The sequence below is a fragment of the Haliscomenobacter sp. genome, from assembly GCF_965225875.1.
Classification (GTDB): Bacteria; Bacteroidota; Bacteroidia; order Chitinophagales; family Saprospiraceae; genus Haliscomenobacter.
In genome coordinates, this window is the sequence record NZ_CBDDBS010000002.1 from 1266110 (window position 1) to 1283066 (window position 16957).

Consider the following 16957-nt stretch of genomic DNA (forward strand, 5'->3'; position numbering starts at 1 on the left):
AAATAGAACTTATGCCTTGGAATTGTTGCCCCTGGCTCATTATTCTTTCAATCTTGCTACCCAACCGTCCATTGTGGTGGTTAAAATTTCGCCATTGCCCAGGGGAACGATGTTATTGACCAAGGCATTCGACAATTTATGCGCCCAGAGCAGTTGTCGTTTTTCCCGATCCACTACATAAACCACACCCTTATCGCTGGCGATGTAAATTTTACCATCCTTTTCCACGGTGGGTGAAGGGCCAATTTCGTAACCAAATTTCAGGTTGAGGCTCCAGATTTTTTCTCCTTTTAAGTCAAAAACAACCAGTGAGTCTTGCATGGTTTTGCTGTATAGCTCCTGTTGGTCGCTGGAAATGCCGATCGACTCGCGGCCTTTGGCGTAATTGCTCCGCCATATTTCTTTCCCGGTAGCTGCATCCAGGGCCGTAAAATAGCGATCAGGTGCGGCGATGAACACCTTGCCATCCGCTACAACAGGTGTACAGGCAGCAGGTGAATACAAGCGAGAACTTTGCCCATTGCTCCAACGCCAGAGGAATTTGCCCGTTTTTTTATCCAAAGCATAAAAGAAGGTACCCCAGTCGCCGAAGTACACGCGTTCTGCGTCTACACAAGGAGTGCTTTCCACAAAACCAACGACACCGTTAAAAGCCCAGCGGATACTGCCGTCTTTAAGGTTTAATGCCCGAAACTTGCCTTCAGAACTCCCTAAATACACCAGGTCTCCATCGATTAAAGGTGAGGCAACGATCGATTTCCCGGTTTTAGTTTTCCAAAGGAGCTTACCTGTTTTGAGGTTCAAACAATACACAGTGCTATCGGTAGAGGCCACCACCACCCGATCAGTAGCCAGGGCTGGAGTGGAGAAGATTTTTCCACGGGTAGTGTAGTGCCAGAGTTTTTTGCCCGTTTTTACATCCAGCGCCACTATTTGGCCAGCACTGTTGGGGTAAACGGCTAGTTCAGCATTGGCTACAATACCTGCACCCACATCACTTTTGTCCTGAAACTTCCAGATGGTTTTGACCTGGGAGAATTTTTCATTGATGGAAAAATCGGGCTGAGGCTGGTCGGTATTTTCGTAGCGGTGTTTGTAGAGGAATACTTTGTGCCAGACGGGCAAGGTTTCGCCTTCTGCTTCCACCACATGAATGCCTTCGGGTGCCTGAGCGCGCAGTGGGCGACGTTCAGCGTAATACAGGGTATCAAACTGGATATTGACCAGGTTGTACCCGCCCACGGGATCCTTGGCGCGCAAATTGGAGCGCCCCATCACGTTGGGAATCCCGGCTGCGTCCAGGAATTTGTTGCGATGCCCATGCCCACAAAGGGCTACCTGGGTATTGCGTTTTTTCAATTTCTCCAACACTTGATACCAATTGGCCAAACCTGAATCGAGGGGATAATGGTTGACAAAAACGATGGGCCGAGTCGCAGGGGTCGCACTAAGGATGGAATCCAACCAAACCAGGTCTTCCCGAGGCACTAAACCTGGCGCCATACGCATATTGGGACCACTGCTGCATCCAATGAAGCGGTATCCGGCATGGTCAAAAACAAAACGATCAGCGCCAAAAATGGCTCGAAAACTGTTGCAACCACTCTCCGACCACTTGGTATCGTGGTTTCCAGGTACGATGTACAAGGGTTTGTTGAGTTGGCTCAGGATGTTTTTCGCCTGTTTCAACTCAGCATCCGACCCGAATTCGGTGACATCACCAGAATGAATGACAAAAGCGATATCGGCCTGAGCATTGATGTCGCGCACCGTACGCTCCAGATCTTCGGCTGCGCTTGCGCCACTGCCGATGTGGGTATCACTGATGTGGGCAAATTTGAAAGGTTGAGCCCCCAGGCAAAGGGGCAAAAAAATGGCAAAAATTGCCCCGAACTTTAATAATCGTTTCATGGAATGTTATTTTTAACCAACATTTACTCAAACACCACCATCATGCAAAAGCTATTACTGTTGATTTTAGTATGGACAAGTTTTGTGGGGCTTCAGGGGCAATCTTGTGGGCTAAAAGTAGTCAATACCCTGGAGGGCTATCGCCAAAAAGTAGTAGAGAATCCTGAGAATGAATTGGTCGAAATCATCAAGGCCATCCCCTCCATCAAACTCGACATCAAATACGCCACCAAGGATAACCTCGTGCACCAGCGGGTGTACAAACAGGCTCGATCGTTCGCACGGAAGCCGGTAGTTGAAGCCTTGCAAAAAATCCAGGCCGAGCTCAATACCCAGGGTTTGGGCATCAAAGTCTTTGACGGGTATCGCCCTTACGCCGTTACTTGCCTGTTCTATGCTGCTATCCGGGATACCACCTTTGTGGCTGCGCCCTGGCGTGGTTCCAGGCACAATCGGGGTTGTGCACTGGATTTAACCCTGATCAATCTCAAAACGGGTAAAGAACTCCCCATGCCCTCCGGCTATGATGAAACTACCGAACGGGCATTCCACGACTATACAGGAGGTACGGAAGAAGAACGCAAAAACCGGGCGATATTGCGCGAGGTGATGACCAAACATGGTTTTGCCATTTACAAATACGAATGGTGGCATTATGATTTTATCGGGTTTGAGCGCTTTGACATTACGGATATTCCGTTTGAGGAGTTGGGGAAGTAAGCCCTAAAACAAGAATGGTATTTACTGGAACGAATCCAATAAATACCACTCTTAGCTTTTTTTGATCAAAACTACTTGATCAATTCAAACTTATACTGCAACCTTTCAATGATCGGACTATCCTTTCCGGGCATGGTATTTTCCAGGATGATGTCCACATCGATGGTTTCACTTTCGGTTTTATCGGTGCTGTCGAAAGTCACTTTGATTTTGCCAGATTCACCGGGTTTTACTGGATCGGTAGAATAATCGGTTGTGGTGCAATCACAAGCCGTGATGATGGCGATTTTGAGCTCGGCATCCCCTTTGTTGGTGAACTCAAAGGTGTATTCCCTTTTTTCCCCTTTTTTCACCTTACCAAAATCCACTTCGCGGATTTTAAACTGCATTACTGGCACCCCTTTGAGGTCCTTCGCATAATACAGCGTGGAGAAACGGTGAATGGTATCTTTTACCGGAGCAGGAGCAGGAACCGTGTCAATCAACTTATTGCGGTTGGGCGCAGGTTTGGTAGTGGTTGGTTTTTTGCGCAATTCCGCCCGTTTGATCACGATCTTAGTTGGCCCTTTGATGATTTTGAACTCGGTACGGCGGTTCAGCTGGTGTGCGGCTTCCTGCTGTTCCTTGGTTTCCAGGTTATCGATGAAGGCTTGGGTCAGGGTATCTTTTACTGTCATGAACAGATATTCCGACGCCATTTTTTCATTCACAGGTTTGGGTTGTGATTCTCCGTAACCTTTGGCTTGAATCCGGGTAGAAGAGATACCTTTTGCCAACAACCATTTACGCGCAGATTCGGCCCGACGTTGAGACAGGTCCTGGTTATAGGTATCCCGACCACGGTAATCCGTGTGCGAGCTCAACTCGATGACCATATCGGGATATTTTTTCATCAGTTCCAAAACCAGATTGAGGTCGGGTTCGGATTCAGGAGTGATTTTATCGTCGTCGTAGCCATACACGATGTTGTCCAAAAGGATCGGTTGTTCAGTAGTTACCGTATCGTACTCAGGTTCTTCTTTCACCTTGGTTTCAGGCCGGGCTTTCAGGAAGAATCTTTTTTCCAGAACCTTACTTTCTTTCAAACCAATGGTGGAAACCTGCGCACTATCCGGGAAATAACCAGGCACGGTCACTTTGATTTTGTAGGCCTTGTCCAAGGTCAAAGGGAAATCAAAGCGGTTGCCATCTGCGTTCAGCTTTTGATCTACCGGAGTGATTTCGGTAGTTGCTACCATTCCAAGGTTAGTGGTCCCCCCTTTAAGTGGCTTTTTGGCAATGTCAAAAACACCTACCACCAAATCAGCTTTGATGCGTGGCACTTCAAATTCGTAAATGTCGTCGCAACAGGTTTTGGCACGTACGGAGCGGTTGGTGCCGGGACGATTGGAGGTAAAAAAGCCTTTGTAACCTTCCCGATCCAATGAAAAATATTGGTCGTCGGTGGAAGAGTTGTAACCATTGCCCAGGTTGCGGGGTTCACTCCACACCTGTCCATTCCATACGGTGAAGAAAATATCCTGCCCACCATACCCGGGGTGGCCATTGGAGCTGAAGTAAAGGGTTCCATCAAAATAAAATGGCGTCACTTCATCTCCAGGCGTATTGATTTTTGGCCCTAAATTGATCGGGTCGCCGTATACACCTTCCCCTTTGTAGGTGGCGTAATAAAGATCCAGTCCTCCTTGTCCACCATCCATGTTGGAGGTAAAAAAGATGACTTCTTTGCCAAACAATTCGCCAACAACCGGGTGGAGGGACAAATATTCACCATTGATTCCAGTACATTCCTGCGCAGCTCCCCAAGAATCACCACCACCCTGGCTGTAAAATATTTTACTCTCGGATACTTCGTTGCCCTGCATGAGTGCACGGGTAAAGTACATGCGGCTGCCATCGGGAGAGAAGGATACAAAAGAGGTTTGGTAACCTTCGCGGTTGATTTTTTGATCCAGTACTTCGGGTTTGCCCCAGCCCTTATCGGTTCTGGTCGTTTTGTAAATTTTAGCTCCTTTCTCCTCTGCGGAATCGGAAGCGATCACCACCTCATCTGTCTCAAAACTAACATAATACAGGCTGCCATCGCGGTATAAGGAAGGAGAATACTCCGAAAAAGCGTTGCTCACATTTTTGTCCAAAGCCTTGGGTGTTACCTTAGCCTTGGTTTTGGACATGGCCATTTCACAGCCTGTCACTTCGTATTGGGCCAGTTCCTTGAGTTTTTCGTCTTTGGTAGCCCCGATGAATTTCTGGAATTCTTCCAATGCTTCTTCACAATCCCCGTTCATCTTGAGCGAACGACCAAATTTGTAACGCAACTCCACAAAGTTGTTTTGTTTGTCTTTGCGCAACAAAGCCCGGTAATAACGCGCTGCTTTGGTATAATCCCGCAGTTGGTAGTTCATTTCCGCCAGTTGTGGCAGCAAAGATTCATCTTCTACTTCCTCGTAAGCCTTTTCCAGCAGGGTGACTGCCTGATAGTAATTCTTGTCCGTCATAGCGGCCTCGGCAGCTTCCAGGTTTGCTTGCCGGGAAGACTTGCGCAAGGGCTGAGCCTGCAAACTAAGCCCAGCAAAAAGAAGCAACAACAAAATTGAAAAATAACTTTTCATATCAACTAAGGATATTTGGCGTACAATTAGAGTCTAAAGTCTTGGACACAAGATTGAAGGTGGCACATCGGGCTTTTTGTACAACTTGATGATGTAGTTGGCCGCTAGTTCAAAACCACCCTTGATCCCCCGATCGCTGGACAGTTGGCCCAAACGCATGTCCCAGGAAGCACCAATGCGCAAATCCTTGTGGTCAACCCCCAACAGCAGGATCGCTGCATCCCCCACGCGGTAACCCAAACCAGCATTGAAGCGAGTGTCTGGATTCCACTTGTAACCTGCCATTACTTCTGGCACAATTTCGGTAGAAGTAGTCAAGGATTGAACCAATAGGGATGGCGAAATACTAATTACATCCGTTAAGTTCGTAGTGTATAAACCATGAAGGACCATACGCATGGGGCGTTTAACCTTGCTGCTTTGTTTGCCATTGGCGGTAGTGTCGCTGGGGTTAAAGCCCAATTGAAAACCGTATTCTGGTTGGTTGACCTGAGCTGCTGAAAGTCCAAGTTCCAGCAAGTCCCCATCTTTGTTGGTCGCTTTGTACATCAAGCCAATGGAGAACGCAAGAGGAGGATTAAGTGCTGACTCCGAGAATTTCTTATTTGGATCAGTTGAAGGTGTAATATTATCCCGATCCGTGGCAATTTGGCCGGGCACTCTGCCAATAATGTCCTCTTCGAAAACGAGGTTGGTATCAACCAGAATTGAATAGTTGGTGGTTCCCGCCGAAATCCCCAGGCTTAGGTGCTGATTTCCTTTTTTATTCAGGGCAAAATGGTAAGATGCATTGCCACTTTGCTGCGATGACCCCAAACGAGAAGTACCTGACCGGTCACTGTACATTGATAAACCAACTCCGACCCAGTCGTTTCGTTTTTTACGAAAACCTTTGACTATAGGTGCATCTACAAAAAAGGAACGTGTGGAATAATCTTTGGGAAGAAACAACCACTGATCCCGGTAAATGCCCCCAATCCGGGCAGTGCCAAAAAAAGCTCCGGCCTGGGCGGGGTTTAGGGTAAGGGGCGACATGTTGTACTGGGAAAAGTGAATGTCTTGGGCTCCCAGGTGGACCGTAGTGCAAAGCAAAAAAAAGCAGCTCAGCCGGTAGAAAATTCTCATACGCTGTTTTTTAAACGGTAAGTTAGCGGTTATCTATCGACCGCACAAACAAATTAACGCAGATTCATTGGAATTATGGATTGTGTAAAGCCCTTTTAGCGTTTTTTTTTATTTATTGTCACCCATCAGCTAATCTTGGAAGGAGTGTTGGGTTCCATCGCTATGAATAAATTTTCAGGATCAATTTGTTCCATGCAGTTAAAATGTCCCTTGGGGCAGGCATCAAAACCAATTTTGGAGCAAGGTCGGCAGCTCAGTTTTTTCACCTCTATGGTGGTATTTTTCTCCATCCCGTCAGGATAAAAGGGAGTCATGCCAAACTCGGGAATGGTATTGCCCCACACTGAAATAATCGGTTTGCGCAAAGCTGCTGCAATGTGCATCAGTCCGGTATCATGGGTAATGACCAGTTGAGCCTGGCGGACCAAAGATGCCGATTGGTGCAAACTATACTGCCCACAGGTATTGACTACGTGGGAGCCAGCCGCCTGGGCGATTTGTTCTGCCGCGGAGCGATCGTCTGGCCCACCTAACAATAGAACTGGCTGGCGGATACCTTGACAAATTTCAATCAGTTTGTTGACAGGCAAACGTTTGGTGGCATGCGCCGCTCCAATGACCAGGGCGATGTAATGGCCTTGCTGCAAATCATTGCGCAGTTCGGGCGAAAGGTTTTGGTCGCCAGCCAGGTTGCGTAAGGGTAACTCCTGTGCTTCCGGGATGAAATAATCCAGGCCTTGCCCATCGTATTGAACGCCCAATTTTTTGACGGTCTCCAGGTAGCGGTTTACGATATGGGTGTGGGGCAATACATTCCACTTAAACCGCACCATCAACCATTTTTGGAAATTGATTTTATCAAAAGAACGGCTGGCAACGCGCAATAAACGTTTGACCTGCAAGCTGCGCAGGTTGTGGTGCAAATCGATGACCCAATCGTATTGCTCTTGTTTTAATTCCTCGCTGATTTCCCCAATTTTTGACTTAATCGCATAAACCTTATCAACATATGGGTTGGCATCCAGGATGCTTCTAAATGGTTTTTTGGTCAAAAAATGCACTTCTGCCTGCAACTGCTGTTTCACGCAACGCACCACCGGTGTAGTCAGCACGATATCCCCAATCGATGAAAAACGGATAATCAGAATTTTTAAGGGCACGGTGTGTGATTTTATAGAGGGCGACAAAAAATAAGCACCCAAATCAACTTAAATGATCTGCATCAATTCGTAAACTGGCAATAAACTTTCTCCTTGGTAGTGCTTGCCTTCCTCTAGTCGCTCACGATGAGCGGCTATCAATTCTTCGTCTTTTTGCATAAAACCCCAAAGTGTTTTCACCACCTTGCAAAATCTTTCAAAATCGTGGGTGGCTGGCATATCCGGGGTTCCCAAGGCAGCGAGCAGGCGCTTGAAACGATCAAAATGATACAAGCTGTATTGGTCTGGATAACGAAAAGCCAGGTAAAGTGACACGATTTGATAGCCGTCCTGGTGAAAATGTTTGCCTTCCCGGCTACGCGGGTGTTTTTCCAAAAATTCGGTCAACAACTCATCGCAATAAAAAACAAAGCGCCCTACCCTACCATCAACTTTTTTATTTTCATCAAAAAGGTCCTGAAACATCTGTTTGACAAAATCGGGCTGCATGCGCCAAAATTCCAACATCATCCGTTTGGGTTCGTAGTGCTCGCGGTTCCACAATCGACGGGTTTGGGTATTATTGAGGCTGCGGTTGTACATCGACGCCAGGTCGCTGGATTCCAGATTCCAGTTTTCTTGAAAGATTTTTTGGGACTCGTAAATATAGAGGTGTTCCTCTTTGGCTTCCGAGCCCAAGTGTGTTTTGAATTGATCTAGTGCTTCTTGAATTTTTTTCAGTTGCATGGGAAAATCCGTTATTCGTTTGTCTGTCCTAACAAACGAAAAAAAATGAACCCACAAATTTGGAAAAATTTTGAAAAAAGAAGCAGAAAAGATTCGCTGACAAAACTTATAACGCAAAAAATCGGGAAGTTAATTTTTCTGCGTTACTCAATTCATGGAATAGGTGCGCAAAAAGCGCCAGAGTCGATCGTAACGGTCGAGCACCAATTCCGTTACCCCTGATTTTTTGAGCTGTTCGCAGTAGGCATTCGCCAATCGTTCAAAATCAGGGCGCAAACTCAAGCGAGCAATGGCGATGGCGCGCATGCAGCGGTGTAGGTGATTGTGCAGGTAAATGGCGGGCATTTCCGGATCGGTATTGTAGAGGTTGTCTACGTTTTCGAGGCGGGTATAGCGCTCCAGGAAGCTGATTCCCCGCGATAAAATCCCTTTTTGAATGGCATTCACCGCAGGCTGGATATCGTCCTCACAACAAATGGAAAAACGCTCAAAAGGCTGCTCAAACAATTTGCCCAGGGGGGTAAACAAGGTAAAATTGTTGGACTGTAACTCAGGCAAGCCTTGGGTAAAAGGCTGGGCCAAATCCTCCACCGCATCGTGCCTGACCCCCAGGTACACTTCCAGTATTTGTACATTATCCCCTGGAATCCAATTCAATATAACGCACTGAAAACCAGTTGGCGTTACCCGTCGGAATTGGTTAAGCTGGGGCATAAAGAAAAAATCTCTTTCAGCCAGCCGTTTTTTCAAGGCCTCCTGAATCTGATTTTTCAGCAAATTGGAGTGTTGTATATGGAGACTACTCATGGAGTAAGTTTAAATCCAAAACGAAGGTAAGGCTAATTTTCCAAAGCTATGTTAACTGAATGTAAAGTTTAAGCTGGATGCCTCAAATAGTTGCTTTAATGTGCATATTTTCATGCATTTGCAGGCAAATAAAAAATTTTGATGCTATTTATTCTGAAAAATCAGATCAAATAAAAAGCCAGGAGCATGCCCCTGGCCACCTAAAAAACCCGACTGTTATAAAATGCAAAAACTAAAAACAGGAAAAAAAGACGACTGTAGTTCGAATAGAAGATTCTTTATTGAAACAAGCCTGTGCTGAAGGTTTTGTACTCAGTTTATTAAAACTTTAACTGGACAAAATCGTTCCTATGATCAATTTTGCACGTCTAAATGGCGTTATTTGGCCGTAAAGCTGCACGGCGGTGCGTCTTTACCATCCACGGATTCACGTTTCAATCTAAAAAAATGAAAAAAATAATCTTGTTCAGCCTTTTGGCCATAAACGTAAGTTTGTTGAGTGCCCAAACCAAAACCAAGGTGGTCACTCCTCCTAAAGAAACTTCGGATCCAGCAACCAAGGTGGTACTGGATAAAATGCGGGCCAAATATGAAGGCTACAAAACCCTGGAAGCCGATTTTTCACTAATCCTCGAAATGCCAGAACAGCCCAAGGAAATTCAGAAAGGGAAATTGCTGCAAAAAGGCAGCAAATACCGGGTGAGCTTCAACCAACAAACTGTGATTTCAGATGGAAAAGCCGTTTGGATCATCTTGCCCAAAAACAAAGAGGTGCAAATCAACAACATGCCTGACCCCAATGACGATGAGAGTATCTTATCTCCACAGGCCTTGTTTCGCATTTACCTGCGCAAGGATTTCCTCTATTCCATCACCAACGAATATGCCAAGGACAAACGGGTAATCCAGGAAATTGAATTCAAACCTACCGACAAATATTCCGAATACTCTAAACTCCGCTTGAGCCTGGATAAAAAGACCCTGGAATTCATTGAATTAAAGGCTTTTGGCAAGGATGGCTCACGTTACACCCTGGTGATGAACAACGTCATTCCCAACAAACCTTTGGAAGACAGCAATTTTGGGTTCAACAAAGCCAACTACCCTGGGTACCATATCGAGGATCTCCGAGAGTAGCCATAAGTGAATCAATTTTGTCAAGTAGTTTATGCTTTCCTTAAAAACTCTTTACCTGTTAAAGCGTTTTTAAAGTACCTTTCGGTCGCAATTTTTAACCCATCAAAAAATCAAGCAAACATGGCTTTTGAACTTCCAGCGTTGCCCTATGCGTTTGACGCACTCGAACCCAATATTGATGCACGCACCATGGAAATCCACCACGGTAAGCACCATGCTGCCTATACCAATAACCTGAACGCCGCACTGGCAGGTACTGAGCACGAAGGCAAATCAATTGAATCCATCCTGGCCAATATCTCCCAGTTCTCTCCTGCTGTACGCAACAATGGAGGCGGTTATTTCAACCACAACCTGTTCTGGACCATCATGTCACCCAATGGTAGCCCTACTCCTGCGGAAGGCACTGCGATTCATGCGGCCATTACTGCGGATTTGGGTGGTTTTGACAACTTCAAAAAAGACTTCTCCGCAGCTGGCGCTACCCGCTTTGGCTCTGGTTGGGCTTGGTTGAGTGTGGGTGCCGATGGCAAGTTGTTCGTTAGTTCTAGTCCCAATCAGGACAACCCGCTAATGGATGTCGCTGAGAAAAAAGGTACACCAATTCTCGGTTTGGACGTTTGGGAACATGCTTATTACCTGAACTATCAGAACCGTCGCCCTGATTACATCGAGTCTTTCTACAATGTGATCAATTGGGAGGAAGTGAATCGTCGCTACCTTGCCGCTAAATAAAAAAAGTTGAGAGGTTGAGAAGTTGAGAAGTTGAGACTACCGCTTGCGTCACTGACAAGGACTTTGTCTAAGTCTCTCGCAGTAGCCTCAACTTCTCAACTGCTCAACTTTCTTTCAGCCTCCTCCAACTTTTTTCCCTCCCTCATATACTAATTTTTTTTTTCGTCTCGTTTCTCCCTTTATACGCTTGTTTCAATAGCGTGTCCATTCAGGTGTACATATTGGCACCTTACACCATTGCTATTTTGATTTGATTACCGCGAACACTGACGTTTACCTACTGTACGTTCCAGCTTAAACCGTTTATTTTTTACCCAAAACCGTTTCCCATGATCATCGCAGCTTTTTGCCTGATTTTAGTGCTTATTTTTGGTTCGAAATTATTGGAAAGAACCTAACACACACCATTCAAAGACTCAAAAGGCCGCGTTCTCCAACTGAGAACGCGGCCTTTCCATTTATACGCTAATTTCTTTCCATTAATCCATTCCCAAATCCTTGCGTAAAGGGAGATCCTTCAGATTGTTTTTTTGCCAATAAGCCTCTAATAAGGTATGGGTTCTTTTGGCAATGGTTTGGCGCATTTGTTTGTCCAACAAAGCCGGATGACTGTCCATCCAACCCTCAATCAAGTAAGGCTCTTTGTCCTGAAAAACGATCTCCAACTTGCGTTCCAGTTCCGGAAAATTGAGTTGGTATACTTTTAAGTTGTTGCCCTTAATCTCATTGCCTTCATATTTTTCCAACTTTGCTTCGGCGGTATATGCTTTAAAAGGCTTGTGCATCAGGCGAGTGTACATGGCACTGGGGTAAACCTGCACTGCACCGAGGGGCAAGGCATCTGGCCCCATCCGCAGGCGTGTCCAGACTTCGTCTTCCAGCAAAGCTTGTGGCAAGCTCTGGTTTTGGTCTCCCTCATTTTCAAAGTAAGACCGCATTTCTACCTTGTAATTTTCTTTGTCCTGATTGATTTGCATGAAGGTCTGACCACACCAGTCCTGGCTACTGCTGGTCACTTTGAGGGAATGCGGAAAACGTTTCAATTCCTCAGGAGTAAACACTGAAGTCATCACTGAATAGTCGTAAATCCCGGTGGCGAAACGTTGAATATTGTTGAGTTTCAGAACTGTGGCAGAGTTCTTTTTTTGTCCCTGATCATTTTTAACCTGTTTATCGGTCAAAAAGGGTTCGGTTACAAATACCAGAACCGCCTCGCCTGGGTGAAGATCGCGATAACGGTTTTGGGACAGGGTATAATGGTTGATTTCAGCCTTACCCTCGAACCAGTAAGGCCCCAAACCAATTTTTCCTTCTTTTTTGACAACACTGGCTTTAGCCGAAAGGTCTCGTCGCCCCAATTGAGGCATACAGGTAAAGAACAGGGCCAAGATGACCAGCATCCATTTCATCAGTTTCATAATGGTTATTTTGTGTAGAAACAGCGTAAGTTCAGTTTTGCTTAAAAAATGTTACACTAAGCAACTATTTTACACTACGATTTGTACAGCCAAATGGTTTCACCCAAAATATACTCGAATGAAATTGATGTTTTCTCTCTGCATCGCCCTGGGGCTGAGCATATTTTCCTGGTTTAGCCCTAAGTCTCCTAGCAATCAAAGCCTGGAAGGTGCCTGGGATACCGGGCAAGGAGTGGTAATTTGTACCCACAATTACCTGGCTTGTACCGATTTTTCGGTGCCCAACAAAAAATTCAAGGGCAGTTGGGGCGGTACCTACACCTGGGTCAAGGACAGTCTAAAAGTACATCTGGAATTTTCAACCTACGACAAGGCTTCCGTAGGTAAAGACAAGGTATTTTTGGCCAAATTGAAAAAAGAGTTGACCCTCAAAGACCCCTCCACTAAAACCGAACAAAGCTGGAAAGCTATCCCCGAAGATGGACCCGTTGCCCTCGCCGGCCTCTGGCGCATCACTGGGCGTATGAACAACGGGCAACTGAACGCTATGCCTTTGGCCGCACGCAAAACCATCAAAATTTTTAGCAAAACCCGCTTCCAATGGGCCGCCATCAATACCCAAACGGGCGACTTCTCTGGCACTGGCGGCGGCACCTACACCCTCAAAGACGGCAAATACACCGAAAATATCGAGTTCTTCTCCCGCGACAGCACCCGAGTAGGTGCATCACTTGGCTTTGACGCGCTGGTAGAAGGCAACAAGTGGACGCACACGGGCAAAAGTTCGACGGGGAATCCGGTGCATGAGATTTGGGAAAGACAGTAAAAAATGACGAATGATTCGAATGACGAGTGACGAATAATGGCCAGCACATGGCGAACATTCGTCACTCGTCATTCGAATCATTCGTCAATCCCCTTCGCCTTACTTACCCACGGATTTCCAACTATGCTAAAGCGCCAGGGCCAAAAGGCGCATTCCTCGGCGAAAGCGATGCCGACCCGGGTTCCTGTTTTGACTTGGAAGCTGGGTGTTTCCTGGGGTTCTTCAATCCAGACGGGGGAAGATTCATCGGTGAAAGCGAGGCCGGTATGGTGGGTGCGTAAACCCATTGCCTGGCTCAAACTGCCAGGACCTGCACCCAGGGTGGTTTTAAGTTGGCTCATTTTCCGGCGCTGAAGCATGGTTTCAACGCCATAGATGGGCTCAATGGCCCGCACCAGCACTGCATGTGCCTGCCCTGCTGGTGCGGTCACTACATTAAACAAGTGGTGAATGCCGTAGCACAAATAGACATAAGCATGCCCTCCGGGTCCAAACATGATTTGGGTACGCGGCGTCAGCCGTTGACCGTATGCATGGCAAGCCTTGTCGTCGGAGTCTCGGTAAGCTTCGGTTTCTACGATGCGACCTACGGTGAGTTGCCCATCGAAGCAAGTCACGAGGTGTTTACCGAGGAGTTCCTTGCTGATTTGTACAACGTCTTCCCGCAGGTAAAAGGCTTCGTTGAGTCGAGTGCCTGGCTGATAGGTTTCCACTGTGTTTAAGTACGTGTTTTATTTAAGGTAACTGGGTCAAACGGAATTTTTTCCACCGCACTTTAATACCGCCACCATCGTGGATTTGCAGGGCGATGAAGCCTTCACCTTTGCCAATTTTTTCATCTTTGAGGTAGATCATCTGTTGACCGTTCAGCCAGGTGGTAACTTCATCACCGATGACCTGGATTTTCATTTGATTCCATTCGCCAGTTTTGAGGGCTTTTTCGGCTTCAGCGCTGGGCTGAATGAGCCAGCCACGGCCATAAGATTCATAAATCCCACCGCTGTGGCTATTCAAAGGCGCCACTTCGACTTGCCAGCCGCTGATCTTCACGCCTTCAATACTGGAACGGAAAAAGACCCCGCTGTTGCCGTTGGCTTCTTGCTTGAATTGCAGGGTGAGGACGAAGTTTTTGTACTTGCCCGCAGTGGATAAATAGCCGTAAGCTTTGTCAGGACCGCTTTCGCAGATCAGTTCACCTTTTTCGACGTACCATTTTTCAGTGCCGTGGATGTTCCAGCCACTGAGGTCTTTGCCGTTGAAAAGGGATACTTTTTTTTGTGCAGTAGCCAATAGTGGCAAGCAGGCGATGCAAACGAGTAGGTAAGTAAATTTCATGAATGAAAGAGATTGTAAGTAAGGTAATGAAGTAGACTTTTTAGGGCAACCCTAATCCCGGGTGAATATAAGCGGGAATGGGGGAAAAAACAATTGCTGGGTTTTTTCGATTCTCAAAATTGGTCGAACAATTGGATTTATTGGATAGCTTAGTGCCCGCTTTAACTTGATTTGAAACCATTGACATGCAGCATCACCTAAGCTTTATTTTCCTCGTAAACTTAACACTTGTTTGCGCTTTGAAAGCTCAAACTGGGGCCACGCTACTTATCCCCAAACCAGTATATTGTCAGGAGCAAAAAGGGGCATTTAAAATCCATTCTTCCGTCCAGGTTTTTGCGGAAAAAGAATGGCAGGAAAGTGCACAGTTACTGGCCCAGGAGATGAAGCTGAGTGTATCCAAAAGCAAGGAAAAAGCTGGCATTTTATTACTCAAATCCCCTGAGCTACCTGCTGCGGGTTATGCGTTGAACATTACCTCTCAAGGCATTACCATTCTTGCCTCCGATGAAGCGGGAAGCATCCACGGGCTTTTCACCTTGCTCCAATTGAGGGCACTACAAACCAATCCCGTTCAAATCCCTTGTGCCAGCATCAAAGATTATCCCCGATTCAGCTACCGGGGCATGCACCTGGATGTGTCCCGCAACTTTTTCCCACTGAGTTTCATCAAAAAGTACATCGACCTGATGGCTTTGTACAAATTCAACACCTTTCATTGGCACCTCACCGATTCGCCCGGCTGGCGTTTACAAATCGATAAATATCCACTGCTGAGTAAACAAGCTGCGTTCCGCACCCATGGCAGCTGGACGGAGTGGAGCAAAAACGGCAGCCGATTCTCGCAAGAAGGGAATGCCGAAGCATACGGAGGGTATTACAGCAAAGCCGATGCCAAAGAGATCGTGCGGTATGCCGCGCAACGAGGCATCACCGTCATCCCTGAAATTGAAATACCGGGGCATTCCTATGAAGTTTTGGCTGCTTATCCCGAGCTTAGCTGTACGGGCAAGCCTTACCAGCACCATGAATTTTGTATTGGCAACCCCAATACTTTGCCTTTTTTAACCGATATTTTAAGCGAAGTTTTAGCCATTTTCCCCTCTGAATACATCCACATTGGTGGCGATGAAGCGGGGACTTCCTCCTGGAAAAATTGTCCAAAATGTCAGGCCCTGAAAAAAGAAAAAAACCTGGCAGATGAACACGAACTACAAGCCTATCTGATCAAACAGCTGGAAGCTTTTCTCAAATCAAAAGGTCGAAAATTGATTGGTTGGGATGAAATCATCAATGGCGGCCTTCCTCCCGATGCAACCGTCATGAGCTGGCGGGGCGAAGCCGGTGCCATCACCGCCGCACAACAAGGCCATGATGTGGTCATGACGCCGGGTGAAACTTATCTGGACGCCTACCAAAGCAATCCAAGCACCCAACCTCTGGCCATAGGCGGCTTTTTGCCGATTCAACGGGTGTACGCCTACGAGCCCATTCCCGCAGTGCTCAAGGAGAACGAGAAGAAACACATCCTGGGCACGCAGGGCAATTTGTGGACAGAGTTTATGCCCAGTACGGATCAGGTGGAGTACATGGCCTTTCCCCGCGCCATTGCAATCGCGGAAAATGCCTGGACTCAAAAGGAAGCAAAAAATTATCCCGACTTTCAGCAACGCCTGCAAGCGCATTATTTGCTCCTGCAACGGATGAATGTCAATTATTACCGGCCTTCGGCTTTTCTGGAAGTAAAAGAAGCCCCCGCTCCCGACAATAGCGGCAATACAATCACCTTGATCAGCGAGATTTACCAGCCAGAAATTCGTTACACCACCGACGGCAGTACACCTTCAAGTAGTTCGGAACGGTACGTAAAGCCGTTTGTAATACAGGGAAAAGCCCACATTCAAGCCGCCGTTTTTAAAGATGGAATGCCATTGGGCAAGGTCACCAGTTATCAGGCCAATCATCACCGCGCGATTGGCAAAAAAACGATTTTCAACACCAGATGGAGTGACTCCTATCCTGCTCAGCAAGAAAACACCCTCACCAATGGCGTGCGGGGGTCATTCACATACAGCGACAAACAGTGGCTTGGTTACCTCAAGAATTTTGATGTGACGGTAGATATGGGATCAGTACAGCCCATTCAAGAAGTATCCATTACGTTTATGCAGCAAAAGGGGCCGGGCGTTTTTCTTCCGGCTTATGTGGAAATATTGGGTTCTGAAGACGGGAGTAATTTTGTGCCCCTGAAAAAGCTGGAGCATGACGTTTCGCCAGAAAATCCGGAGTTATTGTTTAAAACTTTCGCCTACGCACTGGAACAAACTAAGGCCCGGTACATTCGTATCGTTGCACCCAATGTACGCGGAGGATTTATGTTTACCGATGAGATTGTGATTTATTAAGGGCCTTTATCGATCAGCATGAAGGTATAAGTTGGCACTA

General features: G+C 46.6%; 14 protein-coding genes. 5 read left to right on the top strand and 9 right to left on the bottom strand.

Annotated elements, in window-relative coordinates; translation table 11 throughout:
- Positions 1–39: 39 nt before the first annotated feature.
- Positions 40–1911, bottom strand: a complete 1872-nt coding sequence (locus tag ACO08K_RS07900) for a PQQ-binding-like beta-propeller repeat protein (RefSeq protein WP_421795847.1) — start codon at positions 1909–1911, stop codon at positions 40–42.
- Between the two features lie 42 nt (positions 1912–1953).
- Between ACO08K_RS07900 and ACO08K_RS07905 the strand changes: the two genes are divergently transcribed.
- Entirely contained in the window at positions 1954–2631 is a 678-nt protein-coding gene (locus ACO08K_RS07905; protein ID WP_421795848.1) for a M15 family metallopeptidase, read from the top strand.
- A gap of 71 nt (positions 2632–2702) precedes the next feature.
- Here ACO08K_RS07905 and ACO08K_RS07910 read toward each other — a convergent pair whose 3' ends face one another.
- The 5 genes from ACO08K_RS07910 to ACO08K_RS07930 form a co-directional block, all read right to left on the bottom strand.
- The gene (locus ACO08K_RS07910; RefSeq protein ID WP_421795849.1) at positions 2703–5243 is read right to left on the bottom strand and encodes a DUF1573 domain-containing protein; all 2541 of its coding nucleotides are present in this window, start codon (positions 5241–5243) and stop codon (positions 2703–2705) included.
- A gap of 33 nt (positions 5244–5276) precedes the next feature.
- Positions 5277–6368 (bottom strand): PorP/SprF family type IX secretion system membrane protein, encoded by a 1092-nt coding sequence (locus ACO08K_RS07915; protein WP_421795850.1) that lies wholly within the window; start codon positions 6366–6368, stop codon positions 5277–5279.
- A gap of 125 nt (positions 6369–6493) precedes the next feature.
- The gene (locus ACO08K_RS07920; RefSeq protein ID WP_421795851.1) at positions 6494–7528 is read right to left on the bottom strand and encodes a glycosyltransferase family 9 protein; all 1035 of its coding nucleotides are present in this window, start codon (positions 7526–7528) and stop codon (positions 6494–6496) included.
- A gap of 48 nt (positions 7529–7576) precedes the next feature.
- On the bottom strand, positions 7577–8254 hold the full coding sequence (locus ACO08K_RS07925) for a hypothetical protein (protein ID WP_421795852.1): 678 nt from the start codon (positions 8252–8254) through the stop codon (positions 7577–7579).
- A 147-nt stretch (positions 8255–8401) separates the two neighbouring features.
- A complete protein-coding gene (locus ACO08K_RS07930) occupies positions 8402–9061 on the bottom strand; it encodes a hypothetical protein (protein ID WP_421795853.1) in 660 nt (219 codons plus the stop codon).
- A 447-nt stretch (positions 9062–9508) separates the two neighbouring features.
- Between ACO08K_RS07930 and ACO08K_RS07935 the strand changes: the two genes are divergently transcribed.
- Together ACO08K_RS07935 and ACO08K_RS07940 are read left to right on the top strand one after the other, a co-directional pair.
- Positions 9509–10198 (top strand): LolA family protein, encoded by a 690-nt coding sequence (locus tag ACO08K_RS07935; RefSeq protein ID WP_421795854.1) that lies wholly within the window; start codon positions 9509–9511, stop codon positions 10196–10198.
- A gap of 120 nt (positions 10199–10318) precedes the next feature.
- Entirely contained in the window at positions 10319–10933 is a 615-nt protein-coding gene (locus ACO08K_RS07940) for a superoxide dismutase (protein WP_421795855.1), read from the top strand.
- Positions 10934–11412: 479 nt separating this feature from the next.
- Here the strand turns inward: ACO08K_RS07940 and ACO08K_RS07945 are convergent, their stop codons facing one another.
- Positions 11413–12351: a hypothetical protein gene (locus ACO08K_RS07945; RefSeq protein ID WP_421795856.1), complete on the bottom strand. Its 939-nt coding sequence runs from the start codon at positions 12349–12351 to the stop codon at positions 11413–11415.
- Between the two features lie 118 nt (positions 12352–12469).
- Here ACO08K_RS07945 and ACO08K_RS07950 point away from each other — a divergent pair, with 118 nt between their 5' ends.
- Positions 12470–13177 (top strand): membrane or secreted protein, encoded by a 708-nt coding sequence (locus ACO08K_RS07950; RefSeq protein WP_421795857.1) that lies wholly within the window; start codon positions 12470–12472, stop codon positions 13175–13177.
- Between the two features lie 77 nt (positions 13178–13254).
- Here ACO08K_RS07950 and ACO08K_RS07955 read toward each other — a convergent pair whose 3' ends face one another.
- Both ACO08K_RS07955 and ACO08K_RS07960 read right to left on the bottom strand, forming a co-directional pair.
- The gene (locus ACO08K_RS07955) at positions 13255–13890 is read right to left on the bottom strand and encodes a DNA-3-methyladenine glycosylase (RefSeq protein WP_421795858.1); all 636 of its coding nucleotides are present in this window, start codon (positions 13888–13890) and stop codon (positions 13255–13257) included.
- Positions 13891–13912: 22 nt separating this feature from the next.
- Positions 13913–14512: a 3-keto-disaccharide hydrolase gene (locus ACO08K_RS07960; RefSeq protein WP_421795859.1), complete on the bottom strand. Its 600-nt coding sequence runs from the start codon at positions 14510–14512 to the stop codon at positions 13913–13915.
- Positions 14513–14751: 239 nt separating this feature from the next.
- On the opposite strand from ACO08K_RS07960, the gene ACO08K_RS07965 reads away from it, so the two are divergent.
- Positions 14752–16917, top strand: coding sequence for a family 20 glycosylhydrolase (locus ACO08K_RS07965; RefSeq protein ID WP_421795860.1), 2166 nt, complete (start codon positions 14752–14754; stop codon positions 16915–16917).
- The last annotated feature ends 40 nt before the right edge of the window (positions 16918–16957 follow it).